Source organism: Sodalis sp. RH22, assembly GCF_047324165.1.
In the GTDB taxonomy this organism is placed as follows: domain Bacteria; phylum Pseudomonadota; class Gammaproteobacteria; order Enterobacterales; family Enterobacteriaceae; genus Acerihabitans.
In genome coordinates, this window is record NZ_CP178731.1 from 5,164,764 (window position 1) to 5,191,693 (window position 26,930).

The following is a 26,930-nucleotide window of genomic DNA, read 5'->3' on the forward strand; positions in this document are numbered from 1 at the left end:
CTTTCCTCAGGCGGCGAACCGCATTCACTTCTGCCCTAGCGCGGCTCCAGGTTATCGCCGTCCACCCGCCAGCCGCCCCCAAGGGAACGGTAAAGATCAATTTGCGCCAGCAGCACGTTGTTGCGCAACTGTATTACGCTGACCTGGGTAGCGAACAGGGTACGCTGGGCATCCAGTTCTTCCAGGTAAGACGCGTAGCCGTTGCGGTAGCGATTATGGGCGATGCGCAACGCCTCGCTTACCACGTCCTCCTGCCGCCGGGTTTCCGTCAGCTGTTCCTCTAGCCGCGTGATGGCGTCCAGACTATTGTTCACTTCGCTGAACGCCGATCGCACCACTTTTTCGTAATTGTAGAGGGCCTGGTTGCGGGTGGCGGCGCTGATATCCACCTGGGCGTTCAGGGCCTCGCGGTTGAGCAGCGGCGCCAGTACGCTGCCGCCGATGCTCCACAGCCGGAAAGGATTATCGATAAGCTTTTCCAGGGCATTGTCCTGCAGGGTGCCGGAGGCGGTCAGATTAAGCGAGGGCAGCAAAGCGGCGCGGGCGGAGCTTAGCGTCGCGTCGGCGGCAATCAGCTGCCGTTCGGCCTGGATGATATCGGGACGCCGTCGCATCAGCTCCGAGGGCAGCAGGGTGGGCAAGGGCAGGGGGCGCAGCCGGCCGGCATCGTCGCCGCGCGGGATGGCGCCGGGATTAGCGCCCAAGAGAATGCTCAGCGCGTTTTCCTGTTCCGTTATCTGATGCGACAGCTGCGGTATCTGGGCGCTGGCGGCCTGGTATTCCGCCTGCGCCTGCACGTATTCCAGCCGCGATGAATAGCCGGTTTCAAACTGCCTGCGCGCCAGTTTCAGCGAATTGCGCCGTGATTCCAGGGTGGCGCGGGTTAACGCCAGTTGCCGGTCCAGCGCGTACAGCGTCAGGTATCCCGAGGCGACGGACGATGCCACCGTCAGCATGGCCGCCGCCGCGGCCGCCTGCTGCGCTTCCAGGCTTGCGCGCGCGGCGGCGGCGGTAGCGGACCGCCGTCCCCAGAGATCCACGTCATAACCCGCCTGCAGCGTGCCCTGGTAAACCGTGCTATAGACCGGCAGGCCGGTGGCCGACGACAGCACCCGGGCGCGGGTGCCGTCGACGCCGGCGTCCAGCGACGGCAGGCGATCGCCGTTGGCCGCGCGCAGCCGGGCGCGATATTCGTCAACCCGGGCGCGGGCGGTGAGGATATCGGTATTATTGCGCAGAGCCTGTTCAACCAGCCGGCTTAATACCGGATCGTTAAATTCCCGCCACCAGCGCGCCTCCACCGGCGCCGCCGGGCCCACCTTTTCGCGCCACTGCGCCGGGATAAGCAGGCTGGACTGCGCCGCCGGCTCGCGCCCAGGGTGGCAGGCGCACAGCAGCAGGAGCAGGCCGGGCGCGGATAAACGCAGCAGGAGGGGCTTCGCCGGCATCAGCGTACCTCGCCTTGCTGGTTTTCGGCATTCAGGGTATTGATGCTGACTTCCACCGACATGCCTGGACGCAACCGCCGGTAAAGAGGGCCATCATCGTGGATTTTTATCCGCACCGGGATGCGCTGGGCGATTTTGACAAAGTTGCCGGTGGCGTTATCCGCCGTAATGGCGCTGAATTCCGACCCGGCGGCGGGCGAAATATTTTCCACCTCGCCGCTAAGGCTGGCGTAGTCCAGCGCATCCACCCGGATACTGACCGGTTGTCCCAGCCGGATGGCGGCCATTTGCGTTTCCTTCATATTGGCGATCACCCACATCTGCTCGGGCACCAGCGACGTCAGGTGGGTGCCGGCGCTGACATACGCGCCCTGCCTGACCGAGATCTGGCCCAATTGCCCATCGCGCGGCGCGACAATGCGGGTATTGGCCAAATCAATCTGCGCCAGTTCCAGCGCCGCCTGCGAGCTGGCGACATCGGCCTCCAGCGACGCGCGGTTGACGATGACCGTCTGCAAATCCTGCCGGGACATCTCCAGCGCCGCCGTGGCCTGGGCGATATCCGCCCTGGCCTGGCTGTAGCTGGCGCGCGAGGCGTCGCGCTCGCGCACGGATAACGAGCCGTCGGACATCAGGTCCTCGACGCGCTTTAAATCCAGGCGCGCTTTTTCCGCCTGCGCCTGGGCGTTGACCACCGCCGCCTGGTTGCGCGCAATCGCCGCCTCGCTGCTGCGCCGTTGCTGAATATTATTGGCCAGCGCGGCCCGTTTCATATCCCGCTGCGCCATGGCCTGATGCACCCGTTGCCGGTAAATGCGCTCGTCAATGGTCATCAGGAGATCGCCTTTGCGCACCCAGGCAAAATCCTGTACCGCGACCTGGGTGATATAGCCGCTGAGCTGCGGGCTGATGACGGTAACCTGGCCGCGGACATACGCATTGTCCGTGGTCTGCACCTGGCGGGTAAACGGCGGCAACTGCCAGGCGTAGAGGATGACCAGCACGCCGACAATGGCGATCGCCACCGCCACCAGGGTGGTCAGGATACGGGCATAGCTGCTTTTTTCCTTTTCCGGCGCCGTGGCCGGGCCGTCGGGTTGCTGACTCATTGTTGCTCCATTAATGGTTAACCTGGCGCCGGGCCTGCATCCGCAGCCGGAACAGTCGCCATAAAATCCAGACCAGCGTTGCCAGCGCAATGGCCGCGGTCAGCATATACACATCGTTATAGGCCAGCGTATTGGCTTCCCGGGTGGCGACGGCCTGTAATTGCGCCAGTCCCTGCGCGTTTAACAAATCGCTGTCGTTAAGCACGCCGCCATAGGCGGCGCTATAGCTGCCGACCCGCTCGGCCACCAGGGGATTTTGCAGGCTTAGCTGCTCTGCTATCTGGCTGGAATGAAACTTTTCGCGTATGACCTGGAATGTGCCGAGCAGTGCTGATCCCAGCAGCCCGCCCAGGTTCTGGCTCATGCCGAACAGCACTGAAAAGCTCACCAGGTTGCGCGGCTCGGCCACCACGCCGCCGATGCCGGCCAGCAGCGCCGGGGCCAGGAAAAAGGCGCTGCTGAAACCGAGTAAAAACTGGCTGATATACAGATTATCCGGTCGCGTCAGGCTGTTGGACTGCGCGTCCATCAGCGAGGCGAAGGTCATCAACACGAGAGCGATAATAATAGGGCGGCTGAGATTTTTGGGATTAATCGTCAGGGCGCTGATGACGATGCCGGCCACAATACCCGCCAGGATCGCCAGGGACAAACCGCGCATCTGATCGTTGAGCAGGCCGATTTGCTGCAGGTAGCCGATGGCGCCGGTGTTTTGCTCGGCCAGCACGATACGGATCAGCAACATGATAAGCCCAAGGCGCACGATACTGCCGCTGCTGAGCCAGCGGATATTCAGCAACGGATTGCGGCGGTTGCGTTCCACCAGGATGGCGCCGGTAATCAGCGCTACGGCCAGCGCCAGCGAAACGCCAATCCAGGGCGCGGATAACCACCAGTCGATGCGGCCAAGGGAAAGCACCGCGCAGATAAGCCCCATGCCGGGCGCCAGCAGTATAAACGTCAGAAAGTCTTTTTTCTCAAACACCTTGATGCGATCGCTGGGCGGCAGCTTAAGCAACAGCACGCCGCCGAGCGACAGCAGGGCCAGCCCCAGCTCGAACAGATAAAGGCCACGCCATTCATTAAGGGCCAGCAGTTCCGAGGAGAACAGCCGCGCCAGCGGAATCGCCACCTGCGACGCCCCGATGCCGATGGTCAGGCCCTTCAGGCGGTGCCTGGCCGGAAAAGCCTGAATTTGGTAGTAAATCGACAGCGAACTCAGCGCCGCGCCCACCATGCCGTGCGCGGCGCGCACCATGATGGCGGAATTAAGATCGTTCACAAACAGGTGAAAAAACGCCACTAAGACATACAGCACCAAAAAGGCTTCGGTAAATACCCGCAGGCCATACTGCTGGCGAAATTTCACCAAGAGCAGGTTTATCGACACATTGGTCATCAGATAAACCGCCGGCAGCCAGGCAATCTCGTTGGAGTAAGCGCCAAAAGTGCCTTGCAGGTTGCTCAGGTTGGCCGTCACCAACGCATTGCCCAGCCCGCCGGTAATTGAAACCAGCACGCCGACGATGCCGTACGCAATGCGTTTTGGCACGGGGTGCAGCGGGGTCGAGGGCGAACCGGGAAGCGCGGGCTTCTCATGCGGCAGCCATTCGCGCGGGGCGTAGGGATCTTTTTTTGCCATGGTCCTCCGGCCGCGTTGTGAATGATTGAGAGTAAACAACAAAATTTCTTATCATTAGATAGCAAATTAAACCTAGCATGACATATTGGCGGTTCCTAGCGGGCTGGCATGATTTTCTTCATTTCGGGGTGTTTTTCGTGAAGCCGTCTAATACCGCGGCATTGAGTCATTTGCGCCGCATTCCGCCGGCGCTGTCTATACTTAACAAGAAAAATAGGCGCGAAATGGTGTGGTATCTGACGAATCGGAGCGAGCCGTCACAACGCTTACGCGACAATGACTCAAGCGTTGCCTTCATCATGCCGATATAACCCTGATGCATGAAATAATTTATTTTTTAATTATTATTTTTGACGTGATTCGCAGAGGCACACATGAATGATTCGCCGTCGGATAGGGAAGAGGAAAAGCGTCTTGCCGTGCTGGAAGAATATGGCATCCATTCCACATTATCGGAAATAGGCTTTAACCGGTTAGTACACCTTACCGCCAATATTTTTAAAGTGCCTGTTGTGCTCATTTCGCTGATCGAAGCCGAACGCCAGCTGTTTGCCGCCAGTATCGGCATCGCCTCCTGCGAAACGCCGCGCGATATCTCGTTTTGCGCCCACGTCATTCGCCGGCACGATATCATGGTGATTCCGGATACCCATAAGGATCCGCAGTTCCGGGATAATCCTCTGGTGACCGGGGAGCCTTTTATCCGTTTTTACGCCGGTATTCCGTTACGCAATCAGGATGGGGTCGCCCTCGGCACGCTGTGTATTATCGACCGCGTGCCCCGGCCGGGGCTGAGCGCGGGCGATAGGCAAAATATGCACGACCTGGCCGCGCTGGTTATGGACCGGCTGGAAATGCGCCGTCTGGAACGCGCGCGCAACGCCAGCCAGTTTCGTTTCGAAAATATTGCCCATACGTCCCCCGACGCCATTGTCTGCGCCGACGATAAAGGCATCATCACCTTTTGGAACGCGGCGGCGGGCAAACTGTTGGGGTATAGCAGCGAACAGATTATCGGATGCAACGTCAGCGTGCTGGTGCCGGACGGCCTGGTCGGCCGTCTGCAGCGCCTGGCCGGCGCCGGCGACGGCACACAGCGCGGCAGCACCCTGGAACTGAAAGTGCGCTCCGCCGACGGCGTCTGGATCCCGGTGGAACTGTCCGCGTCTTCGTGGGTGGACCACGATCGCGTCACCTTTGGCGCCATCCTGCGCGATATCACCGAACGGCGCCGCAACGAAGAGCGCTTGTTCCAACTGGCGCATATGGATCACCTTACCGGGCTGGCCAACCGTACCCTGCTGGGCTTATGTCTTGAGCAAACCCTTAGGGACGAGGACGCCGCCATCATCATGCTGGTGGACCTGGACGGCTTTAAGGACGTTAACGATAACCTGGGCCATGCGGGCGGGGACGCGGTGCTGGTGGACGTGGGTTTCAAGCTGCAAAACTGCGTGCGCTCGGGCGACGTGGTCGCGCGTATGGGCGGCGACGAATTCGCCCTGTTGCTTCCCGGACTGTCCGATGCCAAGAGGGCGGCGGAAATCGCCGATCATATCATTGATGAAATCAACAAGATTGTCACCATCGACGGCCAGCCGGTCAATATCGGCGCCAGCGTCGGCATTGTGCTGTATCCCGTCCACGGTCTGACCATCCAGGAACTGCTGACCAGCGCCGATTTGGCGCTTTACCAGGCCAAGGCCGACGGCCGCCACTGCCGCCGTTTTTTTACCCGGGAGCTGCGTGAATTATCACAGGCCAAGCGCTCTTACCAGGGGGAACTGGGCAGGGCATACGATCGGGATGAATTCGAACTGTTTTACCAGCCGCAGGTGAGGCTGGCCGATAACGCCATCGTCGGCGCGGAAGCCCTGCTGCGCTGGCGCCATCCGGAGAAGGGGTTGCTGGGTCCGGCGGTATTTATTCCGGCGCTGGAGTCCGGTCCCTGGGCCGAGCGCGTCGGAGAATGGGTGATCAGGACCGCCTGCCGCCAGGCGGCGGCCTGGCGCGATCGGGGCGTAACCGAGTTTCGCATGGGCGTGAATCTGTTCAGCGCCCAGTTCAGGACCGGCACGCTGGCGCAACAGGTACGCGCCATCCTGCAGGAAACCGGCTTACCCCCGCAGGCGCTGGAATTGGAAATTACGGAAAATATCATCCTGCGCCACGATGAACATATGCTGAAGCCGCTAAGGGAACTGCGCGCGTACGGCGTCGGCATCGCTTTTGACGACTACGGCACCGGCTATGCTTCTCTGAGCATGCTGAAACATTACCCGGTGACCCGCCTGAAGGTGGACCAAACCTTTGTGCGCGCCATGGTGGATTCTCCCCCCGACGCCGCCATCGTCCGCGCTATCCTGTACCTGGGCAGCAGCTTTAAGCTGGAGGTGATCGCCGAGGGCGTGGAAACGCTTGAACAATGCGAACGCCTGAAGAAAAAAGGCTGCCTGGAAGCGCAGGGTTTTCTGTTCGGCAAACCGATGCCGGCCGATGATTTCGCCGAACGCCTGGGACTGGTGCGCTGAGGTGACGTCAAAAGCGCGCGTGTTTGCTGGCGCAGGGCATAAGGACGTTAAGCCTTTATATCTCGATAATAAGGCAGGCTGTCTTGCAGGGTCTGGGTATCGTTTTTCAGATGCGTCAGCAGTAAGTGCGTTAAGCTGAAAATCCGCCAATGATTGTCGAGACCGGTGGGGGGATTTCCGCTGCTATGCGCATGTAACCGCGTGTCCGGCCGGGATGGAGGGTACAGTTCACGGTTGTAAAGCGTGCAAAGCCGGCAAAAATAGCATTGATGAGCGGTGTTGTAGTCTATTGTCTCTGATGCGTTGACATGAAAATGCATGGCGGGTGTTCCAGGACCTGAATGTTGCGCCAACTGCTGGCGCAGCCGGAAATCGAGCGACAGCATATCGGCGAATTCGGATTTTATACGGTTTATCTGTGATTCTATATTCAGCATTTTGCCTAAAGCAGGGTTAATGCGCGGCATGTCGCTTCCGGCCATCACCACTTTCGGGTCGATAGTTAAGGCTGCTGTAATGTCCTCCCATGAAATGTTTTTCATGGGCGGGTCACCTGGGTTGTCGGCGGTTATCGCATGATGCGCCAGACTGTCGAGCAGGGTATCATTATCCTTTTTCAGCATTGATAACAGGGTATGGGTTAATTTAAAAACCCCAGAGTTTAAATCGCGATGGCGGTCATGATATTCTGTCGCGGAAGTGCAAGGCTGTGGATTGCGCTTCAATCCTTGGAAAAAATTATTGTAATGCGTCCAGAACACGCAAATATTGCATTTGTCGGGATGTTGCATATCGGCATCCTGGAGAGTGAATGTATGCACGTGGCCATCAGCGTGGGCGGTCAACGGGGACTTCCCCATTAGCCGGCGAAGACCGGTATTTTGCGCCAGCGTCTTATTTAATTCTTCGAGCAGCTTAATGATATGGTCTTTTATCTGCCATGTTTTTTCCAGATATGACGGGCTAATGGTGAGGACCTCATAGAGATGCGCTGCAACATCCGGACTGGGGCGGGTTGCAGTTTTGTTTGCCGTTTCCTGCGAGTCAGGTAGGCCCGCAATGCGAACCCCGGCAAGGGAACGGATAACGTCGAGCAGTTTATCGCTGTCTTCTCTGATGAGGTGATGCAGTACGGATGCGAGTGTTAAAAGAACGGTGTCGCTATTTTGGCGTTGGCCGTCCTGATCTAGGTTAAGCACGCCCGATTGCGCCTTTGCGGTTTCCATTGCGGTCAGTAATTGATGGTAGGTAGCCCAAAGCGCGCATATCTGGCATTGATGAGGCGTGGCGGAATGTGCTGACGTAATCTCACTGGCGTGCAGATGATGTTCTTGTCTGTGTGCCTGCGCCTCATCTGCTAGCTGAATCAGTCTGCGTAATTGGCCATTGCGTAAAATCTCCTTGGCTAATTTTTCTTTTATCGTTTCTAATTCCTGCTTAACCGGCCAGATATCCTCCTGGTTTTTTGTTTGCAGCGGAGTTATAGGGAGGGTACGCCCTGCGCGCAGAGCGCTATCGGCAGGACAATAGCGAGGCGGAGCGCCTGAATCTGGCGGTTGGCGATTGTTAATCGCCACCAGTCCGCCAGAGAAGGTATTGCCTTTAATCCTATGCCTTTTGACGGGGGGGCGATTGACTTGAGAATCGTTTTCCGCTCTGGCTGTGGCCGGCCTGCCGTTTTTACGGATAGGGATAAGGGCTGGCAGCTCTTTGCGTGAATAGTGTATTTTCCATGGCGTCTTTTTTTTAAGTAATGACCGCCCGGCGTTGGCTTTATTATATACTTCGATATCCTGATGTTTAACGACACCAATAAAACCAATGGACGAGGGTATTTCATTCATCAAGAATCCCACCTTTTGTAGCGATTAAAACGCATCAGCTATTTATTTGATAAATAGTATATGCTAATTATTTTTGGGGATTATTAAAGTACCGGTCTATCACAAAATTGATACATCCCCATTATATTGACTGCCGCATCTTAAATAACTGAAGCTATACCAATTAACAATGAACATTAAACCCGTTGCCTTGCCGCACCGGCGGTTAATCCGGTGTTGCTTTGCGGCGGCGCGTACCGCCGCTACAAATTAATGCGCTCGAAGCGTTGGATCATGGCCAGCGCCAGTCCCTGGGCCGGGTCATAGCTATGGGAGAGAAAGCGGATTTGCGTATGGCCGTAGGCAAAAGAGAGGGTGGTACGGCGCGCCGTGGCCAATACCTGTTCGGTAAACAGCGACGAGGCATTATAGGCGCAGTCGATAAGCAGGGTGCGCGGGTTGACCAGATGGATAATCTGGCTGAGCGCCTTGCCGAGCAATTCGCCCGCCCGGCCGATAACCTGTTCCACTATCTGCGGCGCCGCCGCGCGATTGGCCCACTGCAGCCCCGGCTGCAGCTGATCCAGCTGCGCGTTGATGGCCCTGAGTGCGATTAACGATTCCAGGCAGCCGCGTTGTCCGCAGGTGCAAAGCGGCCCGTCGGCGGCGACGTTCAGGTGCCCGACTTCGCCCGCGGTCCAGCTGCCGCCATAATAAACGCCCTGTTCGGTCAGCAGCGCGCCGCCGATGCCCTCGGCGATCCGCAGGTAAAAACTGGGTTCGGCTCCCGGCTGCCGGGTGCCTTGCTGGCGCGATACCAGCGCCGCCGCCTTGACGATATTCATCACGCCGACCGGTATCGGCACGGTTTCGCCCAGGGTCGCCAGGAGGTCGACCTGTTGCCAGCCCAGATGCGACGATACGTGCATCACGCCGGCAAGCGGATCGATAATACCGGGAAAGCCCACGCCGATGCCGATAAGTTCGGGATAACGCCGGTGCATCCATTGGACGACGCGCGTGATTTCCGCCAATACCGGGCCGGGGGCGACGGTATCGATAGCCAGCGTTTGCTGCTCGATGACCTCGGAAAAATAGTCATAGACCGCCCAGTGCAATTGCTGGCGCTCGACCATAATGCCCGCCGCCTTCATTTTATCCGGCAGCAGCGCAATATGGATTTTGGGGCGGCCGATGGCGTTGGATTGGGCCACGCCCAGTTCGGCAACGTAGCCCCGGGCGATAAAATCATCCACGATCAGCGAAATGGTATTTTTGCTTAATGACAGCGCGCGGGCAATATCCAGGCGCGAGCTGACGCGCTGTTGCCGCAAGAAAGACAGGACATGCTTTTCATTGTACTGGCGCAGCAGCGCGGGTCCTTTTCCTGGCTCTTTCATAGGCTGGCTTACCCTAACCTCCGGCTGAATATCAGCGGGCATTATGGCATAACCATTGATGCCCGGAAAAACCTATTCATCCCGCCAGACGCATTCTCCCCGCTGATAAACGGCCAGCACGGACAATCCGCCGCGCCGGTCTTCGTCAAGCGCCACTGCGTCCAGCGGGGCGCCAACCGCCAGACCATGCCGCGTCGGCAGGTTAAGCAGCGCCGAGGGACGTACCGACGCCATCTCCCACGCCTCGCGGCGCGTGGCCAGGCCCAGGCGGAGCAGATTATTCACCCCGTACAGTAATGAGCGCGCCGATCCCGCCAGCAACCGCGGGTTATCGGCCATCGCCAGGCGCCCCGTGTCGCTCAGGATCACCTCGCCGCCGATATGCAGCCGGTAGCGTCCGGGCGGCATGCCGGCCAGGCTGGTGGCGTCGCTCACCAGGATGCCGCGTTCACCTTTGACGCGCATAAAAACCTTCATGACCGACGCCGGCAAATGTTCGCCGTCGCCAATCATGGCGCACCACAGCCGGTCCTGCGCCAGTTGCTCCCAGATATAGTTGGGGTGGCGCGGCAGCAGCAAATGCGCCCCGTTGCCCAAATGGGTGGACAGCGTGGCGCCGGCCTCGACCGCCGCGTCTATCTGTAACGCGTCGGCGGCGGTATGACCTAAGGCGACCACCACCCCGGCTTGCGCGCAGCGGCGGATAAATGCCGGGGCCTGCGGCCATTCGGGCGACAGGGTCAGCAGGCGTATATCGCCCTGCGCCGCGCGCTGGAAGCGTTGAAACAGCGTCCAGTCCGGTGCTTTGACAAAACGTTTGTCATGCGCGCCGCGTGGTCCGTCCTCGGGAGAAAGAAACGGCCCCTCCAGATGGATTCCGGCCACGCTTTGCCCGACCGGGGCAAAGCGCCGGCGGGCATTGGCAATCGCCGCCGCCATCCCGGCGATCTGTTCATCGCCGTTGGTGATGACCGTGGGCAGGAAGGTGGTGACGCCCTGTCGCCATAATTCCCGGGTGACCTCCAGTACCGCCTGTTCATCAATCGGGCAACGGTTAAAATCAACCCCCGCATAACCGTTGACCTGCAAATCCACCAAACCGGGCGCCAGGATGGGCAGGCTATCATCCTGCGGCAGCGGCCGTATTTCACGGATCAGCCCGCCGGCGGCGTGGATCTCGATGCTGGTTAACTCCCGGTAATCCCTGCCGCGGATACAAACCTTATCCATGCGTTAGCTCTCCATACGCGTCTACGTCGGTAAACAGTGAACAAGCGGGGTGGGTACGCAGAACGGTGGCGGGGCAGGCGGTGGTTACCGGCAACGCCAGCATGGCGCGCACCGCCGCGCGTTTGCTGCTGCCCGGCACCATGCAAAACAGGCGCGATGCCGCCATCAGGGTGGGAATGGTCAGGGTCAGCGCGTGGGTGGGAACCGCGTTTATCTCGCCGAAGCAGCCGTCGTTGACCTGCTGCTGGCGGCAGACCGGGTCCAGCGCCACCACTTTCATGACGGCGGGATCGTGAAAATCCGCCACCGGCGGATCGTTAAACGCCAGATGGCCGTTTTCTCCCACCCCCAGGCAAACCATATCCACCGGCGCGCGGCTAATCAGCGCGGCATATTCGCGGCACACGCGGCCTGCGTCGCCCGTCGGGATCAGATGGACTTGCCCGGGGCGGACGATATCGAACAGATGCCGCTTAAGATAGTGGCTAAAGCGCTGCGGTGAATCGGCGGGCAGGCCGATATATTCATCCATATGAAACGCCGTCACCCGCGACCAGTCTATATCCCCGGCCGCCGCCAGGGTGGCCAGGAACTCATTTTGCGAAGGGGCGGCGGCAAAAATAATCCTGACGTTATCCTGGGCGCTCAGGCGGTTACGCAGGCAGGCGGCGGCGGCCTCGCCGGCGTGGCGTCCCATTTGCCGGCGATCGGCAAACACCTGGACGGATAAATTCTCGCACCGACGGTTCAGTAGCGGCAATGACATACCAAGCTCCTTAGTTTTGGCCGGATTCGGGTTTACGCAGGTTGTGGATGGGTTCGGCAGCCTGCGCCGTGCCCTGATCCTGGTTTAACGCGGCCAGCAGAATGTCCACCTGCGGGCTGACCGGACTACGCCGCAACATCCCCGCCAGCGTATAGACAATCAACGAGGTGAAGACCGGGATGGCGACGATTTGCGTGGTGCTCATGCCCGGCACGACGAATTTTACCGCGAAAAATGCCGCCACCCCGGCCGCCCATGAGGCGATGGCCGCCGTCGGGCCGCATTTTCTGAACCAGGGCAGCAGGCCGAGCAGCATGGGGATCGAGATGGGGCCGACCAGGCCGCCGAACCAGACGATAAGCAGGGTCAGCACGCCGCCGAACCGGCTGGCGTTAACCGCGATAAGCAGGGTGGTCAGGATAAACAGCACCACGGTTACCCGCGCCACCACCAGGGAAGATTGGCCGTTGCCGAACCGGCGCGGAAACAAAACCGGCAGGATATCGCGCGTGACCACGGCGGTAATGGCGTTGGAGTCCGATGAGGTCATCGACAGGGTATGGGTAAACATCGCCACCAGCACCAGACCTATCAGGCCGTTGGGTAAGAGCTGCATCGCCATGATGGAGTAGGATTGCGTCGGATCGGCGATATGGGGGAACAGTACCGGCGCCGCCCACATGGGATAAAACAGCACCAGCGGCCATACCAGGTACAACACCGAGGACAGCAGGGCGGCCTTGTGCGCGTCCCGCCCGCGCGGCGAGGCGATAAACCGCTGCGCCAGGTTCCAGGTGCCGCCGTTGTAGCTGAGGGTATAGATGACAAAATAGGCCAGCATAAAGCCGAGCGTGTAGGGCTCGCGGATAATATCGGTATGGGCCGGCGGCAATTGGTTCCAGACGGTGAGCAGTTCGTGCGCGCCGCCCAGATGGGCCGCCACCGCCACCACCATCACGATGGCCGCGATAAACTGCACGATAAACTGGCCGAAGTCGTTGCAGGCATCGGCCCATAACCCGCCCATCACGGTATAAAACAGGCATAATGCGCCGGATATCGCGATGCCGTATACCGGCGCGAGCCCGGTGAAGACATTAATGATAATGGCGATGGCCGCCCACTTGGCGCCGACATCAAAGGTTTTCAGCAGCACGCCGCTCCAGGCCAGCAGCTGTTGCGTCGGCACATTGTAGCGCGTGGCGAGATATTCCATCGGCGATTCGATATGCATATGGATGCGCAGCCGCGCCCAGCGCGGGGCGAAAATAAACGAGCCGATAAACACCGCAATGGAAATGGGCAGCGCCCACCAGAAATAAATGGTGATGCCATAGCTGTAGGCCACCGCGGCGTAAGCCACGAACACCGCCGCGCTATAACCCGACATATGATGTGAAATGCCGGAAAGCCACCAGGGCATTTTACCGCCGGCGGCAAAAAAGTCCTTGGTGCTGCCCACTTTGCGCATGGCCCAAAGCGTGATCGCCACAATCATCAGCGCATACAGCGCCATGACCACATAATCTGTTCCGTTCATAGCTCACTCCGGTAGCGGGTGGGGTTAGCGCAACGAGGCAGCGTGACCGCCCAGCGCGACATATAATCCTTAATTAGGACTAATTGATTAAATTTTTATTTGGAATCTTCTCATTGATAGCTAAATTAATCCTAAATAATGACTAATTGACGTTAGCATAGCTTGAGAAGCCCGAAAGAGAGTTATATCACATTTATCTGCCGGCGTAGGAGGCGGGCCATAGGACTTTGATATGACCCGCCGCCGCGGCTAAAAATTGCCCGGTTGATGGGACGTTCCGAGCATCTGATCATACACATCGGTGCGGCGGTCGCGCAGCACCTGGTTAAAGGCGTTCCAGTTGCGATGACGTTTGGCATCGGCCAGGTTAATGGTCGCCATGATGATATCGGTATCCGTGGCGCTGGCCGGTCCCGCCACCGGCCAGCCGGTATAGCCGACAATCAGGCTCTGGCCGATAAAAGGCTGATGGCGTTCCACGCCTACCCGATCCGCCGCCGCTACAAATACCGAATTGGTATGCGCCGCCGCCATGCAGATGATATTGGCCATGGCCTCGCGGTTGGGATCCTGGCCCGGGATCGGCACCCAATTGGTGGGGACGCAGACAATCTCGGCACCCTGCAATGCCGCCAGGCGGAAGCTTTCCGGAAACCAGCAGTCATAACAGATATGGCACCCCAGGGTGCCGATGCGGGTTTTGAATACCGGGAAACCTAGGTTGCCCGGCGCGAAATAAATAGCTTCATCCCCCCACAGATGCACTTTGCGGTAGCGGCCGATAAACCCTTCCGGCCCGATGATAGCGGCGGCGTTATACAGCAGTTCGCCCTCGCGCTCGGTGATGCCGGCGACAATATACACCCCCAGCCTGCGGGCGCAGTCGATCCAGGCGCGGCAGGAAGGGCCGTCTGGCAGCGCTTCTCCCAGCGCGAAGGCTTCGTCGCGGGTGGCGAACACATAGCCGGTATTGCACAGCTCGGGCAACACCATCAGATTCGCCCCCCGCGCCGCCGCCTGTTCGATCATGGCGATGGAGGTGTTGACGTTGCGCGCGGTCTCGCCAAAAACCGGCTCCATTTGCAAGCAGGCTACGGTGACTAAGGCTTCATTCGGTTTAGGCGCCATGGCGGCCTCCGGAGGATAATGTCGGTAACGAGGATCCCTGCTAATCGGCGGATTAACGGGTGGTCAGCCAGCCCAGCATGTTGAGCAACAGCTGTTTATAACCGGGCCAGTCGATAAAATTCTGCGGCAGCCAATGGGGGCTGATATCCGAGGTCCAGACCAGCGTGCGCCCGCGCCCGTGGGCACCGGTCACCAGCAGCGGGTGTCCGCCCAGCTCATCCGGCAGGCGCGCCAACACATCGCTGCCGTCCTTGGGCACCACCTCGTTGGCGCCCAGCAGCAGCGGCCAATCGCCGGTAATATTGTTAAATAGCGCATGTCCCTGCTTTCGCGGGTCGATAACCGGACGGAACCCCTGCGGCACCTCGATGCGGTCGTCATAAGGCAGGCATTCCACCGGCAGCGCCTGCTCCACGGCGGTGCGGTGCCAGCGCGCCTTGCCGTCGATGCCCTGGAAGCTCAGGTAGCCGCCGAACATGGCCAGGGCACCGCCGGCGGCAGTCCAGTCGCGCAGTACGTCAAGACGATTGGCCACCGTTTTACCGTGCAGCCAGACATCCGGATGCAGCAGCAGCGAGTTGGCGCCGATATCCGACAGCAGGATGGCGTCATAACGGCTAAGCTCTTGCCCGGTAAAAGGGAATTCCTCCACCGCCACGTGCGCCGGCATATGGGTCAGGGCAAATTCCGTACCGGCCAGCGCCGCGATGATCGCCTTGGCGCCCGAATGAAAGGTGACGCTGCCGAACTGATCAAATCCCTTGAAATGGGTCGCTGACGACACCCATGTCTCTCCCACTAATAATATCTGTTTCCGACTCATGTTATTACCCTCCACAGGCATGGATCATTTTTGTGCGGCCCGCCCCTTTTTAGCGCAGCATTTAAGAGAAGTTGAACCGTTTCAATTAATAAAATTGTCATTTTTATCATGTTATATCAAGCATAAATTTATTTATAAAACGATATTGACATATAAAGATTGAACCGTTTCAATATGGATTGAATCGCTAAACATTGATCATTCTCCCGCCGGTGTATTGATGATGAACACGGGAGGCTATAATCAGTGCACCGGGGATCCACGCCCGGATATTGCCATGTTCCCCCGACGCCGCCATATTTCCATGCCGGTCATGTTTGCTAACAGGATGCCGCTATCATGCCTTTATCGCCACCGCCGATGAAACCCCTCTGGACCTATCGTCCCGGGCCGGATATCGCCCTTGAGGCCCCGGCCGGGCTGCGCCAGGCGCAACTTTTGGCGAAAGCGGCCGCCCAGGCGGGCCTGGCCGCGGTCCGGCCGGGCGTATCGGAGTCCGCCGTGGAGGAAACCATACATGCCTATCTGCGCGATCAGGGCGCGGCGGGCATCTGGACCATTACCAACGTCGGCCTGGGCGAGAACGCCAAAGTCTGTTTCCCGACCCAGGGACCGGGCGCGCAGGCCGCGGCGGCGCGCGACGTACTGATGGTGGATGTGCATCCCATTACCGCCGAGGGCTTCTGGGGCGACTGCACCCGCTGTCGCGTCGTAGGCGATTATCCCGAGGCGGTGGACGCGCTGCGGGCGCTGGAACATATCCACCGCGATACCCTGGCGTTATGCCGGCCCGGCATGCCGGCCGCAGAGCTGTTCGGCCTGAGTCACCAACGCCTGACGCGGGAAGGCTTTATCCTGCTGGATTTGCTGGGTAATATTGGCCATTCCCTGACGGCCGGCGCCGCCTATACCCTGGGTTTTATCGATGCCGGCAACGACACGCCCATGTGGGGAGCCTGGGCTGTGGAACCCTTTGCCCGGCGCGGCGACGTAGCGGTCAAGGTCGAGGACGTGGTCTGGTTCGGCCGTGAGCGATGCGAGGTTTTGTAACGGAAACCGAACAGATTCTATAGTGCGCTATCCGCGAAGGGATAGCCCAGAGGCAACGTCATGACAGTTCCCAAGTTATCGATTCAACAGGTTACGCGGCGCTTCGGCGCGATGACCGCCCTGGCGCCCACCGATCTGGACGTACGCGCGGGCGAGTTTGTCTGCGTGGTCGGCCCGTCCGGCTGCGGTAAAAGCACGTTGTTCAATCTGGTGTCCGGCGTACTGACACCTGACAGCGGTAAGATCCTGATAGACGGCGACGATGTTACCGGCCGCAGCGGCCATGTCGGCTATATGCTGCAAAAAGACCTGCTGCTGCCCTGGATGACGGTTATCGACAATATCGTCTTGGGCGCCATCCTTAAAGGAGGCGCGACGCGGGAGCAGCGCGCGGCGGGGGTGGCCCTGGCGGAGCGCTATGGCCTGGGCGAATTCATCAATCACTATCCGGCGGCGTTGTCCGGCGGCATGCGCCAGCGGGTGGCGCTGATGCGCACCCTGGCGATGCGGCATGACGTGATGCTGCTCGACGAGCCGTTCGGCGCGCTGGATTCCCAGACCCGCCTGGCGATGCAGCAATGGCTGCTGACGGTCTGGGCGGAGCAGCACCGCACCGTGGTGTTTGTTACCCATGATATCGACGAGGCGATTTTTATGGCGGACCGGGTCGTGGTGATGACGCCCCGTCCCGGCCGTGTCCAGCAGATTTTCAGCGTGGATATCCCGCGTCCGCGTCCGCTGTCCTGCCTTACCAGCCCCGCATTCACCCAGTTGAAACAACACATCCTGGATCTGATTTACACTGAACAACCGGCACAGGAAGCGCTTATCCATGATCAACATCCGTAAGCTGTTATTGCCGCTGGGCGGCCCGCTCGTGGCACTGCTGCTGGTGCTGGCGGTCTGGGACACGGCGGTGCGTTATTATCAGATTCCCGCGTATGTCCTGCCCTCGCCGCAGCTCACCTGGCAGCACGCCTTATCGGACTGGTCGGTGCTCTGGATCGGGTTCCAGGCCACCTTCACCACCTTTTTGCTGGGGTTTGTCCTGGGCGCCGGCGCCGGATTCGTCTTTGCCGTGCTGATGGATGCGATCCCCGGCGTGAAAAGCGTGCTGTATCCAATTTTGATCGCCAGCCAGGCGGTGCCGGTTATCGCGATTTCCGCCGCGCTGACGATCTGGCTGGGCTTCGGCCTGGCGCCGAAACTGGTGATTGTGGCGCTGGTGGTTTTTTTTCCGGTGGTGGTCAACGTGCTCGACGGGCTGAACTCCGTGGATAAGGATATGCTTAATCTGGTACGGTCCATGGGCGGTTCCCGCCTGAGCATCTTCCGCTACGTTAAGCTGCCGGCCACCTATACGCCGCTGTTTTCCGCCCTGAAGCTGTCCGCCACCTTCAGCGTCACCGGGGCGGTTATCGGCGAGTGGACCGCGTCCACCAGCGGCGGCCTGGGCGCTTATCTGCTGCAGGCTAACTCAAGGCTTAATACCGCCGGCACGTTTTCCGCCATCGGTTTTCTGGCCTTGCTGGGGGTCTTGAGCTTTCTGCTGGTTATCCTGCTGGAATATCTGGTTACGCCGTGGCGCTCCTCGTCGACCGCCAGGCGCTGGTCGCGGCGCTACTGGCGCCGTTAGTTTAATCCCGCACAGGACGCCTGATGACCGATGATAGCGTAAAGCCTGGCAGGCCGGTACGGCCTACGATTCGCGACGTGGCGCGTTTAGCCAATGTTTCCATCGGTACCGTCAGCGCGGTGCTTAACAACAGCGCGCGGCCGGTGGCCGCGGATACGCGCGCGCACGTGCTGCGCTGCATTGCCGAGCTGAATTTTGAACCCAACAACGCCGCGCGCAGCCTGAAACACCAGCGTATTTCCTCCATTGGTTTTATCGTGCCGGATCTGGGCAATGCGTTTTTCGCCGACGTGGCCGAAGGCATCCAGGGCGTGCTTGACCACCTTGATTGCCTGCTGGTGCTGTGCATGACCTGGGCTGATACGCAGCGCGAGGAGTATTACGCACAGGTGTTGCGTACCCAGCGCCTGAACGGGGTGATCTACCTGTCCGGCACCGGTCTGCCCAGCCCCTCGCTGATGAGGCTGGCGCAGCAAGGCGCGGTGGTATTTGTCGATGAATGCCTGCCGGGGATCGACGCGCCTTTTATCAGTGCGCAAAACCTGCTGGGCGCGCGCGCCATGGCGCAATATGTCCTGGGGCGCGGGCATCGGCGGCTGGCCGTCCTCGGCGGGCCGCGCGGATTGTGGACCAGCGAACAGCGCCTGGCCGGATTTCGCGAGGCATTTGCCGCCGCCGATATTATGCCGGACTCGGTGCCGGTATTAAGCGGCGACTATACCGAGGCGTCCGGCAGCCGGGCGGCGGATACGATTATCAATCTGCCGGCGACGGAGCGCCCTACGGCGGTGCTGTGCGCCAACGATCTGATAGCCATAGGCTTTATACGCCGTTGCCGTGAGCGTGGTATCGCCGTGCCGGAACACATCAGCGTCACCGGCTTTGATGATATCCCCGCGGCGCGGCTGCTCAGTCCCGCACTTACCACGGTACGCCAGCCGGGAAATGCCATGGGCCGCGCCGCCGCCACCCTGCTGTTGCAGCGCATCGGTGCCCTCCCGGACGCGCCCTGCCCAAGTGAATTCTCCACCGAGCTGCGCATCCGCCATTCGGTGGGGCAGGGACCGTCGGCCTGAGCCGCGCGGGTCGGCCGCGCATACCATGGCGGGCGGGACGGCGGCTGCGGTTAATTGCGCATGGGATTGTCCCTTAGCGGCGGGAATGTTCCTTTGCGTACCTTGTTATATTTCCGGTAATAATGCTTATTACGGCGTAGAACGGATATACCGACCAAAAAATCAATATGTTATACCGCCTCGTTTATTATTTTTATCAGGTGTGTATAAATATTTTTATAAATTTTTGAGTGGTAATTTGTTGTTGATTTAATTAATAAAAATCACCATTTCTATTATGTTAATAAATAATCCCATAAAACATAAATGCAAAAAATACATCTTTTTCAGTATGTTGAAATTCATTATGAGGGTCATTTTCACCTAAATGCCGTATTTGCTCTTTTAGAGAACCTTGCCTAACATTAATTCCATTGATGATGAGTCACGTGTAATAAATAGTCATCAATAAACAGTTCAAGCCCGTTAAATGAGTAGTATTAATAAGATGGGTAATATCTAACGGCTTGATGATATCATCTGCAATTGGAGGTTAACATGGCTGAACATCGTGGCGGTTCCGGCAACTTCGCCGAAGATAAACAGAAAGCGTCCGACGCGGGTAAAAAAGGCGGTCAGCAGAGTGGCGGCAACTTTAAGAACGATCCTGAAAAAGCCTCGGAAGCAGGCAAGAAAGGCGGTCAACACAGCCATGGCGGCGGCCGCAGCTCTTAGTTAGCATCGGGGAAAACAACGCGTTACCCGCACCGATGAGATGAAAAGCACTTTGGTAAAAACTGCTGATACCCTCTAAATGACCGTCGTGTCGTAATAGGGCGGATTGATTAAGTGATGACAGGGTTAAGGTAGTCATTGCGCCTCCAAAACGGGTTTTGGGGGCGCTGAATTTGCCGGGTGCGCAGCGTGGCTATTATCGTCGTGCTATTAAGGTGATAGCCGCATCTTCACCGGAAAGTTTCTGTTCTGAGCGGCTGTTGATTTATTTAAATTTTTTTGTGCCTATGATACCGGAGAACAATTAAATTATGGGAATCAATAAATGACGCACAAAAAAAAGGATTAAAAGAGCAAATCGCCCTTTCTTCAGGCGCCTGGGCGGGCATTTGTAGACGCCAAGCCAACAAATCAGCGATCAGGGTTCATCAGTATCATTTTCCCATCGCCCATACTCTTATCTTCCGCATCCTCTCTGTGCCCCTTCAGGCTTTTTACATCCACGGGTGGTTAACGTCCATGTCACCGGATAGGTATCCCGCGGGAAAACCCCTATCACCTTGATGCAGGGTGATTGCTCGCTGAAAGATAGCGCGGGATAGCGTCCTTTAGCCGGGTCTGCGCACCCAGCGTCATCTGGACGTGCGCCTTAGCTGATTTTTTGCCACTTCCACTCCTTGACGTCGGGCAGATCGTCGCCGTGCTCGCGCACATAATGATAATGTTCATCCAGCCTGGCCTTGAAAAAATCGATGGCGGCGGCGGCCTTGGCGGAATCCTTCAGTCCGGGAATGCGTTTGATCGCCGCCATGGCCAGATGGAAACGATCAAGTTTATTCAGCACGGTCATATCGAACGGCGTGGTGGTGGTGCCTTCCTCCATAAAGCCGTGCACATGGATATTGGCGTGATTTTTCCGCTTATAGGTGAGGCGGTGGATCAGGAACGGATAACCGTGATAGGCAAAAATCACCGGCCGGTCGGGGGTAAAAAGCCTATCGAAAAATTCATCGCTGTGGCCGTGCGGATGCTGTGTCTCGGACTCCAGCGCCAGCAGATCCACCACGTTGACGACCCGGATGCGCAGCTCCGGCACGTGCCGGCGCAACAGCTCGACGGCGGCCAGCGTTTCCATGGTGGGCACGTCGCCGGCGCAGGCCATCACCACATCGGGGGCGGTGGTGCCGTCCTCGTTGCCGGCCCAGTCCCAGATGCCCAGACCGGCCTCGCAGTGTGTCACCGCCTCGTCCATAGACAGCCACTGCGGCGCGGGCTGCTTGCCGGCCACGATCACATTAATGCGATCGTAGGTTTTCAGGCAATGATCGCCGACCCACAGCAGCGTATTGGCGTCCGGCGGGAAATAGATGCGCACGATATCAGCCTTTTTATTGGCGACCAGATCGACAAAACCCGGATCCTGATGGCTATAGCCGTTATGATCCTGGCGCCAGACGTGCGAAGACAGCAGGTAATTGAGCGAGGAAACGGGCTTGCGCCAGGGCAGGGCGCGCGACACCTTGAGCCATTTGGCGTGCTGATTGAACATGGAATCGACAATATGGATAAAGGCTTCATAACAGGAAAACAGCCCGTGGCGGCCGGTGAGCAGGTAGCCTTCCAGCCAGCCCTGGCACAGATGCTCGCTCAGCACCTCCATCACCCGACCGTCCTGGGACAGCTGCTCGTCGTAAGCTTTGGTTTCCTCCATCCAGACCCGGTTAGTGGCCTCGAACACGCTGCTTAAACGATTGGAGGCGGTTTCGTCGGGGCCGAACAGGCGAAAGTTGGCATTATCCGCATTGAGCCGGAAGATATCGCGCAGGTACTCGCCGAATATTTTGGTGGCTTCGGCCTGGATATCCCCCCGTTTCTTGCTGGCCACCGCATAATCCTGGATTGCCGGCGCCTTCAGCGCCTTACGCAGCAGACCGCCGTTGGCATTGGGATTGGCGCCCATGCGCCTGCCGCCCTCCGGCGCCAGTTTGCGCAGTTCCGGCAGCAAACGGCCGTTGCCGTCGAACAAATCGTCCGGGTTATAGCTGCGCAGCCAGTGTTCCAGGATCTGCCGGTGGCCCTCGTCCTCGCGACAGCCCGCCACCGGCACCTGATGGGCGCGCCAGAAGCCCTCGACCTTTTTGCCGTCCACCTCTCTCGGCCCGGTCCAGCCCTTGGGGCTGCGCAGGATAATCATCGGCCAGCGGGGGAGCGATTGCGGCGCGGCGTTGCCGGTGAGCGCGTCGTTTTGGATGGCGCGGATCTCATCGAACGCCTGGTCGAACGCGGCGGCCATCAGCTGATGCATTTTGGCCGGCTCATGGCCTGCGACAAAAATCGGCCGGTAGCCGTAGCCCTGGAACAGCTGACGCAAATCGTCATCGCTGCTGCGCCCGAGCAGGGTAGGATTGGCGATTTTATAGCCATTAAGATGCAGGATAGGCAGCACCGCGCCGTCGCGGGCGGGGTTGATAAATTTATTGGAATGCCAGCTGGCGGCCATCGGCCCGGTTTCGGCCTCGCCGTCGCCGATAACGCAGGCGGCGATCAGATCGGGATTATCGAACACGGCGCCGTAGGCATGGACCAGGGCATAGCCCAGCTCGCCGCCTTCGTTAATGGAACCCGGCGTTTCCGCCGCCGCATGGCTCGGAATGCCGCCGGGAAAGGAAAACTGGCGAAACAGTTTGCGCATGCCTTCGGCATCGTCGGAAATATCCGGATAAATCTCGCTGTAGGTGCCTTCCAGCCAGGTATTGGCCACCATGCCGGGGCCGCCGTGCCCCGGCCCGCAGATATAAATCATATCCAGGTCGCGGGCGCGGATAACCCGGTTCAGGTGTGCATAGATGAAATTAAGGCCGGGAGTGGTGCCCCAGTGGCCGAGCAGGCGCGGCTTGATATGGTCCGGCAACAGCGGCCGGCGCAGCAGGGGGTTATCCATCAGGTAGATCTGGCCCACCGACAGGTAATTCGCCGCCCGCCAGTAGCGGTCGATCAGCGCCAGTTCGGCGGCGTCGGGGGCGGAAACCTGCGAGGTCGTATTTTCCATGTCATTGCTCCTTCGGAGTAGGTTCTACGGAATGGCTCTACCTCAAGTCTAGCGTGGGATGGCGGCCATGCCCGGCGCACGGCCCGTGGAACTATGAAGAAATGTATCTCAAGCGGGGTCGCGGCGCGTGCCGCAGGACGAGCGGATGATCATCTCGCCGCGCAGCTGCAGATGGCGCGGCGCGTCCTGGGGAAACTGCAGCCGGTTAAGCATTAGGAATATGGCGTTCCTGGCAATATCGCCAAAGGGCTGTTTATAGGTGGTCAGCGGAATACCGAGCAGGGCGGAGTATTCATTATCGTCAAAGCCGACGACATTAACCTGGCGACCTATCTGGCCGCAGGTGGATAATAATTTCATGGCGGTAAAATCATTGGCGCAGACAATATTCGTGGCGCCGCCGTCGAGAACGCCGTTAATAAAGTCCTTATCCCCCGCCAGACCCTTGTGCACCCAGCCTTCCTGCGCCTGGATGCCGGCGTCCAGCAGCGCCAGCTTATAGCCCATGATGCGCATTGAAACGGTATGCGCCGAATAGTTTTCACATAAAAAATCAACGCGACGGGTCGCGTTTTTTAATAAATGGCGGGTGACTTCAAAACCGGCGGCAATATTATCAATGCCCACCAGATCGTAGGCGCACTTATTGGGATAGGCTTTGAAATCGCTGTCAACCAGGATGACTCTGATATTGAACAAAGAAAGTTTTTGCAGGATCATCTGGTTAATTTCATCGGCGAAGGGATGGAACTCTATCGGTATAAAAAATATCCCATGAACATTATTTTTAATGTAGCGATCGATGATGTTTTCAATGGTCTGGATTATTTTCTGCTTGCTGGCGTCGATGCCCATGGTGACGATGCCGTTCCAGACCAGGGAGAAATTGAACTGCTGGGAGAGCGATGCAATGGACTTAAAGATCTGCTCGAACAGGAAGCCGCTTTCATTGGCTTCCATGCGCGGCGAGAGGATGCCGAGGGTCAGTTCTCCCTGCGCCGCCGCCGCCGGCTGCTGCCGCGCGCAGACATAATGGCCGGACCCCTGGGTGCTGCTGATAAGCCCCAGTTCCCGCAGTTTGGACAGCGCCTTGGAGACGGTGGGGCGCGATACCGAGAATTCATCGCATAATACCGATTCCGACGGCAGACGCTGGCCTTCCTGGTAAATATTGTCGCGAATGCGCTGTTCGATATTCAAAAAAACGCTATCCAGTTTACCTCTTTTCGCCATGATGATTCTTTTGCCCATGCTGAAATTAATTATCCAAAAGAAATGAGTGAGGACCGCTGGATTATTACAGCTACTGTACAACATGCGTCGCGTAATGTTGCAAAACACCATAAATGATAAAAGTTGTAAAATCAAGCGGGTTATTCGGCTGATAAATACGGCGATAGCGCCTATGTTTAGCGGCCGATTATCCTGTTTCAGCGATAAATAAACCCACGAGCAGCGCGCTAAATCGAGATTTTTTTCCGGTTTTTTTCGCCGCCCCGGCCGGGCGGCATTTTTGTTCAATCTTTATGTCGCCGCCAATGCCGTAGCCGGCGCGGATGCGAAGCGCGCCGCGCCAGGTCGCGGTTTGCTGCCGGCGTCATAGCGCTCCTGCTGGGGGACAGGATGTCAACAGGCAGGTAACGGAATATCGCGCAATAGTAATGTGATCCTTATCACTTAACTGCACATTTCATCATAATATTTAACATTTAGGCGTAAAAAATGTGATCAATATCGATAGATATGCCAAAAATTTATCGTATGTTGTATGCATATGTTGGCTAATTAATTTTACATATCAGCTAACATGTAAATTATATTGTGCCTCCCGCCGACGATGATAAAAGTGAGGAATTGCCGATGTATACCTACAAAGGCCTGGTAGAACAGGTGATAGCGGAAAACAAAGCCACCCTGCTGGCCGTGGATGAAGCTGAAATAAGCCAATTGATGGATGAAATTTGTAAAGCAAAGACCATTCAACTCTATGCCATGGGGCGAATGCAACTCTCGGTGCGCGCGTTCGCCATGCGCCTGAAACATATGGGGTTCGACAGCTATGTGGTCTACGACACCACCACGCCCTGTCTTGGCGCGGGCGACTTGCTGATCGGCCATTGCGCGGTCACCAATGTCGAGCTGAACGTGATAAAACTGGCCAAGGAGGCCGGCGCCCGGGTGGCGCTGCTTACCGCCCATCCGGAAAACGAACACGGCGGCTATGCCGATCTGACCGTGCGCGTGCCGGGGCAGATTTTCGGCGGCGACCAGGAAGTGCCGTCAATCCAGCCGATGTCCTCGCTGCTGGAGCAATCGCTGTTTCTGTTTGTCGATATCATTACCATGCTGTTGATTGAAAAAACCGGTATTTCCCTCGACGAGATGAAAACACGCCATACCAATCTGGAAGGCTTGCCGCAAAAATTTGCCTGAGACCCTTACCCTTATTCAAAAAGGTTCCACGATGAAAGACGGTGACATTATTCAAATAGCGCATCTGGTGGAAAACCTGGATGACGCCATGGCGCATTATTATCAAGTATGCGATATCGGCCCCTGGGATGTGTATACCTATGGTCCGCACAATATTCGCCATTCCCTCTATCGCGGCAAACCGGCGGAGCATATTTATAAAATAGCCGTGTGCTGGGTTAATGGAATTCAAATGGAATTAATGCAGCCGGTCAGCGGTTATAGCATCTATGACGAATATATTGAAAAGCACGGCTACGGCCTGCACCACATGAAGCTGTATTTCCAGGATTGCGACCAGGCGATTGCGCGTTATGCGGCGCGCGGCTACCAGGTGGTGCAAAGCGGCAATATAGGTGACGATGTTTTTTATTATCTTGATACCGAAGAACGGTTTCAGGGCGCGGTGATCGAATTAGGCAATGCCGGCGCTATCCCGCAACCCGAAAGCCGTTATCCCGCCTGATAAAGCTTAGTCAGCGATAAGGAAAAACCATGAAAAAGATCAATGCAATGGCGCTCTGCATGCTGTTGGGCGCGTCCGTCAGCCTGTTGCCCAGCATCAGCGGCGCCGCCGACAAGGAATTAACCATGGTGGGCATCCCGAAATTACGCTCCGCCTGGTTTAACGATTATGAAAAAGGGCTGAAAAAAGCCGGTAAGGATTTTGATGTCAAGGTCTATCAGCAGGCGCCCGCGTCGCCGGATGAGGCGCAGCAGGTGCGTATTATCGAGGATTCGATAAGCCAGGGCGTTAATGCGCTGCTGGTGGTGCCGAACAACGCCAGCTCCTGCGAGCCGGTATTTGCCCGCGCCCATGAAAAGGGCATCGTGGTGATTACCCATGAATCGGTGAATCAGCCCAATGCCGATTACGATGTGGAAATGATTGAAAATGAAAAGTTCGGCAAATATATGATGGATCAATTTGCCCAGCACGCTAAAGACGGCGGGGAATATGCCATTTTTGTCGGCTCGCTTACCGTGCCGGCCCATAATATCTGGGCGGACGCCGCCATCAAGGAGGCCAAGGAAAAATACCCGAACCTGAAGCTTATTGCCGACCGTTTCCCGGTCAGCGAGGACCGTAACGCCTCGCGCCAAAAAACGCTGGAACTGCTGTCGACCTATCCGGATTTAAAAGGCGTGATCTCCTTCGGCAGCCAGGGCGCGCCGGGTGCCGCCCAGGCGCTGCGCGAAAAGGGACTGGTAGGCAAGCTGACCGTGATGGGCACCACTTCGCCCAAGGAAAGCGCCTCGTTCCTCAAGGACGGTTCCATTACCACCTCCGTGCTCTGGAGCCCGGGCGATGCCGCCTATTCCATGACCTATATCGCCAAGATGATCCTTGACGGCAAACGCGATCAAATCAAGAACGGCCTGGAAATCCCCGGCATCGGCAAGCCGGTTGTCGACGGCAAAAATATCATTTTTGATAAGCCGCTGACGGTCACCAAGGAAAACTACAGCCAGTACGATTTCTAATCATAGCC

Annotated in this window: 21 protein-coding genes; 9 read left to right on the forward strand and 12 right to left on the reverse strand. The window is 58.0% G+C overall.

The genetic code is table 11. The features are described 5' to 3' along the window. Window positions 1-35 precede the first annotated feature (35 nt). From ACL2XN_RS23475 to ACL2XN_RS23485, 3 genes are read right to left on the reverse strand one after another with little or no spacing between them, the layout of a single operon-like run. Window positions 36-1,448 (reverse strand): efflux transporter outer membrane subunit, encoded by a 1,413-nt coding sequence (locus ACL2XN_RS23475; protein ID WP_410013827.1) that lies wholly within the window; start codon window positions 1,446-1,448, stop codon window positions 36-38. Next, complete coding sequence (locus ACL2XN_RS23480; RefSeq protein ID WP_410013828.1) at window positions 1,448-2,557, reverse strand: HlyD family secretion protein; 1,110 nt, start codon at window positions 2,555-2,557, stop codon at window positions 1,448-1,450. Before ACL2XN_RS23480 ends, ACL2XN_RS23475 begins: the two co-directional genes overlap by 1 nt. A 10-nt stretch (window positions 2,558-2,567) precedes the next feature. After that, window positions 2,568-4,199: an MFS transporter gene (locus ACL2XN_RS23485; RefSeq protein WP_413729575.1), complete on the reverse strand. Its 1,632-nt coding sequence runs from the start codon at window positions 4,197-4,199 to the stop codon at window positions 2,568-2,570. A 374-nt stretch (window positions 4,200-4,573) separates the two neighbouring features. On the opposite strand from ACL2XN_RS23485, the gene ACL2XN_RS23490 reads away from it, so the two are divergent. Further along, the gene (locus tag ACL2XN_RS23490; RefSeq protein WP_413729576.1) at window positions 4,574-6,730 is read left to right on the forward strand and encodes a putative bifunctional diguanylate cyclase/phosphodiesterase; all 2,157 of its coding nucleotides are present in this window, start codon (window positions 4,574-4,576) and stop codon (window positions 6,728-6,730) included. Window positions 6,731-6,777: 47 nt separating this feature from the next. Here ACL2XN_RS23490 and ACL2XN_RS23495 read toward each other — a convergent pair whose 3' ends face one another. From ACL2XN_RS23495 to ACL2XN_RS23525, 7 genes are all read right to left on the reverse strand, one after another. Further along, window positions 6,778-8,574 carry a hypothetical protein gene (locus ACL2XN_RS23495; protein WP_413729577.1) on the reverse strand — a complete coding sequence of 599 codons (1,797 nt, stop codon included), beginning with the start codon at window positions 8,572-8,574 and terminating at the stop codon, window positions 6,778-6,780. Between the two features lie 242 nt (window positions 8,575-8,816). After that, a complete protein-coding gene (locus ACL2XN_RS23500; RefSeq protein ID WP_413729578.1) occupies window positions 8,817-9,953 on the reverse strand; it encodes an ROK family protein in 1,137 nt (378 codons plus the stop codon). 72 nt (window positions 9,954-10,025) lie between these two features. Next, window positions 10,026-11,183 carry an N-acetylglucosamine-6-phosphate deacetylase gene (locus ACL2XN_RS23505; RefSeq protein ID WP_410013833.1) on the reverse strand — a complete coding sequence of 386 codons (1,158 nt, stop codon included), beginning with the start codon at window positions 11,181-11,183 and terminating at the stop codon, window positions 10,026-10,028. Further along, window positions 11,176-11,949, reverse strand: coding sequence for a glucosamine-6-phosphate deaminase (locus ACL2XN_RS23510; protein ID WP_413729579.1), 774 nt, complete (start codon window positions 11,947-11,949; stop codon window positions 11,176-11,178). The genes ACL2XN_RS23505 and ACL2XN_RS23510 overlap by 8 nt, the downstream gene beginning before the upstream one ends. Window positions 11,950-11,959: 10 nt before the next feature. Continuing rightward, complete coding sequence (locus ACL2XN_RS23515) at window positions 11,960-13,489, reverse strand: sodium:solute symporter family protein (protein WP_410013835.1); 1,530 nt, start codon at window positions 13,487-13,489, stop codon at window positions 11,960-11,962. Window positions 13,490-13,738: 249 nt separating this feature from the next. Continuing rightward, window positions 13,739-14,617, reverse strand: a complete 879-nt coding sequence (locus ACL2XN_RS23520; RefSeq protein WP_413729580.1) for a nitrilase family protein — start codon at window positions 14,615-14,617, stop codon at window positions 13,739-13,741. A gap of 52 nt (window positions 14,618-14,669) precedes the next feature. Further along, window positions 14,670-15,440 (reverse strand): glutamine amidotransferase, encoded by a 771-nt coding sequence (locus ACL2XN_RS23525; protein ID WP_410013837.1) that lies wholly within the window; start codon window positions 15,438-15,440, stop codon window positions 14,670-14,672. Window positions 15,441-15,779: 339 nt separating this feature from the next. Here ACL2XN_RS23525 and ACL2XN_RS23530 point away from each other — a divergent pair, with 339 nt between their 5' ends. From ACL2XN_RS23530 to ACL2XN_RS23550, 5 genes are all read left to right on the forward strand, one after another. Beyond that, window positions 15,780-16,490, forward strand: coding sequence for a M24 family metallopeptidase (locus tag ACL2XN_RS23530; protein ID WP_410013838.1), 711 nt, complete (start codon window positions 15,780-15,782; stop codon window positions 16,488-16,490). Between the two features lie 60 nt (window positions 16,491-16,550). Continuing rightward, complete coding sequence (locus tag ACL2XN_RS23535) at window positions 16,551-17,339, forward strand: ABC transporter ATP-binding protein (RefSeq protein WP_413729581.1); 789 nt, start codon at window positions 16,551-16,553, stop codon at window positions 17,337-17,339. Continuing rightward, on the forward strand, window positions 17,323-18,126 hold the full coding sequence (locus ACL2XN_RS23540; protein ID WP_410013840.1) for an ABC transporter permease: 804 nt from the start codon (window positions 17,323-17,325) through the stop codon (window positions 18,124-18,126). The genes ACL2XN_RS23535 and ACL2XN_RS23540 overlap by 17 nt, the downstream gene beginning before the upstream one ends. A gap of 23 nt (window positions 18,127-18,149) precedes the next feature. After that, window positions 18,150-19,202, forward strand: a complete 1,053-nt coding sequence (locus ACL2XN_RS23545; RefSeq protein ID WP_413721269.1) for a LacI family DNA-binding transcriptional regulator — start codon at window positions 18,150-18,152, stop codon at window positions 19,200-19,202. Between the two features lie 537 nt (window positions 19,203-19,739). Then, window positions 19,740-19,916: a general stress protein gene (locus tag ACL2XN_RS23550; protein ID WP_410013842.1), complete on the forward strand. Its 177-nt coding sequence runs from the start codon at window positions 19,740-19,742 to the stop codon at window positions 19,914-19,916. 649 nt (window positions 19,917-20,565) lie between these two features. Here the strand turns inward: ACL2XN_RS23550 and ACL2XN_RS23555 are convergent. After that, window positions 20,566-22,965, reverse strand: coding sequence for a phosphoketolase (locus ACL2XN_RS23555; RefSeq protein ID WP_413729582.1), 2,400 nt, complete (start codon window positions 22,963-22,965; stop codon window positions 20,566-20,568). A 108-nt stretch (window positions 22,966-23,073) separates the two neighbouring features. Continuing rightward, window positions 23,074-24,198 (reverse strand): GntR family transcriptional regulator, encoded by a 1,125-nt coding sequence (locus tag ACL2XN_RS23560; RefSeq protein ID WP_410013844.1) that lies wholly within the window; start codon window positions 24,196-24,198, stop codon window positions 23,074-23,076. Between the two features lie 627 nt (window positions 24,199-24,825). On the opposite strand from ACL2XN_RS23560, the gene ACL2XN_RS23565 reads away from it, so the two are divergent. The 3 genes from ACL2XN_RS23565 to ACL2XN_RS23575 are packed head-to-tail and all read left to right on the forward strand — an operon-like array spanning window position 24,826 to window position 26,922. Continuing rightward, window positions 24,826-25,398, forward strand: a complete 573-nt coding sequence (locus ACL2XN_RS23565; protein WP_410013845.1) for a sugar isomerase — start codon at window positions 24,826-24,828, stop codon at window positions 25,396-25,398. 31 nt (window positions 25,399-25,429) lie between these two features. Next, a complete protein-coding gene (locus tag ACL2XN_RS23570; RefSeq protein WP_410013846.1) occupies window positions 25,430-25,903 on the forward strand; it encodes a VOC family protein in 474 nt (157 codons plus the stop codon). A 29-nt stretch (window positions 25,904-25,932) separates the two neighbouring features. After that, on the forward strand, window positions 25,933-26,922 hold the full coding sequence (locus ACL2XN_RS23575; protein WP_410013847.1) for an autoinducer 2 ABC transporter substrate-binding protein: 990 nt from the start codon (window positions 25,933-25,935) through the stop codon (window positions 26,920-26,922). Window positions 26,923-26,930: the final 8 nt, after the last annotated feature.

What these genes read in the sequence shown, in the direction of transcription:
- ACL2XN_RS23475 (WP_410013827.1), bottom strand. Translation starts at nt 1,448, where the DNA reads ATGCCGGCGAAGCCCCTCCTGCTGCGTTTATCCGCGCCCGGCCTGCTC.
- ACL2XN_RS23480 (WP_410013828.1), bottom strand. Translation starts at nt 2,557, where the DNA reads ATGAGTCAGCAACCCGACGGCCCGGCCACGGCGCCGGAAAAGGAAAAA.
- ACL2XN_RS23485 (WP_413729575.1), bottom strand. Translation starts at nt 4,199, where the DNA reads ATGGCAAAAAAAGATCCCTACGCCCCGCGCGAATGGCTGCCGCATGAG.
- ACL2XN_RS23490 (WP_413729576.1), top strand. Translation starts at nt 4,574, where the DNA reads ATGAATGATTCGCCGTCGGATAGGGAAGAGGAAAAGCGTCTTGCCGTG.
- ACL2XN_RS23495 (WP_413729577.1), bottom strand. Translation starts at nt 8,574, where the DNA reads ATGAATGAAATACCCTCGTCCATTGGTTTTATTGGTGTCGTTAAACAT.
- ACL2XN_RS23500 (WP_413729578.1), bottom strand. Translation starts at nt 9,953, where the DNA reads ATGAAAGAGCCAGGAAAAGGACCCGCGCTGCTGCGCCAGTACAATGAA.
- ACL2XN_RS23505 (WP_410013833.1), bottom strand. Translation starts at nt 11,183, where the DNA reads ATGGATAAGGTTTGTATCCGCGGCAGGGATTACCGGGAGTTAACCAGC.
- ACL2XN_RS23510 (WP_413729579.1), bottom strand. Translation starts at nt 11,949, where the DNA reads ATGTCATTGCCGCTACTGAACCGTCGGTGCGAGAATTTATCCGTCCAG.
- ACL2XN_RS23515 (WP_410013835.1), bottom strand. Translation starts at nt 13,489, where the DNA reads ATGAACGGAACAGATTATGTGGTCATGGCGCTGTATGCGCTGATGATT.
- ACL2XN_RS23520 (WP_413729580.1), bottom strand. Translation starts at nt 14,617, where the DNA reads ATGGCGCCTAAACCGAATGAAGCCTTAGTCACCGTAGCCTGCTTGCAA.
- ACL2XN_RS23525 (WP_410013837.1), bottom strand. Translation starts at nt 15,440, where the DNA reads ATGAGTCGGAAACAGATATTATTAGTGGGAGAGACATGGGTGTCGTCA.
- ACL2XN_RS23530 (WP_410013838.1), top strand. Translation starts at nt 15,780, where the DNA reads ATGCCTTTATCGCCACCGCCGATGAAACCCCTCTGGACCTATCGTCCC.
- ACL2XN_RS23535 (WP_413729581.1), top strand. Translation starts at nt 16,551, where the DNA reads ATGACAGTTCCCAAGTTATCGATTCAACAGGTTACGCGGCGCTTCGGC.
- ACL2XN_RS23540 (WP_410013840.1), top strand. Translation starts at nt 17,323, where the DNA reads ATGATCAACATCCGTAAGCTGTTATTGCCGCTGGGCGGCCCGCTCGTG.
- ACL2XN_RS23545 (WP_413721269.1), top strand. Translation starts at nt 18,150, where the DNA reads ATGACCGATGATAGCGTAAAGCCTGGCAGGCCGGTACGGCCTACGATT.
- ACL2XN_RS23550 (WP_410013842.1), top strand. Translation starts at nt 19,740, where the DNA reads ATGGCTGAACATCGTGGCGGTTCCGGCAACTTCGCCGAAGATAAACAG.
- ACL2XN_RS23555 (WP_413729582.1), bottom strand. Translation starts at nt 22,965, where the DNA reads ATGGAAAATACGACCTCGCAGGTTTCCGCCCCCGACGCCGCCGAACTG.
- ACL2XN_RS23560 (WP_410013844.1), bottom strand. Translation starts at nt 24,198, where the DNA reads ATGGCGAAAAGAGGTAAACTGGATAGCGTTTTTTTGAATATCGAACAG.
- ACL2XN_RS23565 (WP_410013845.1), top strand. Translation starts at nt 24,826, where the DNA reads ATGTATACCTACAAAGGCCTGGTAGAACAGGTGATAGCGGAAAACAAA.
- ACL2XN_RS23570 (WP_410013846.1), top strand. Translation starts at nt 25,430, where the DNA reads ATGAAAGACGGTGACATTATTCAAATAGCGCATCTGGTGGAAAACCTG.
- ACL2XN_RS23575 (WP_410013847.1), top strand. Translation starts at nt 25,933, where the DNA reads ATGAAAAAGATCAATGCAATGGCGCTCTGCATGCTGTTGGGCGCGTCC.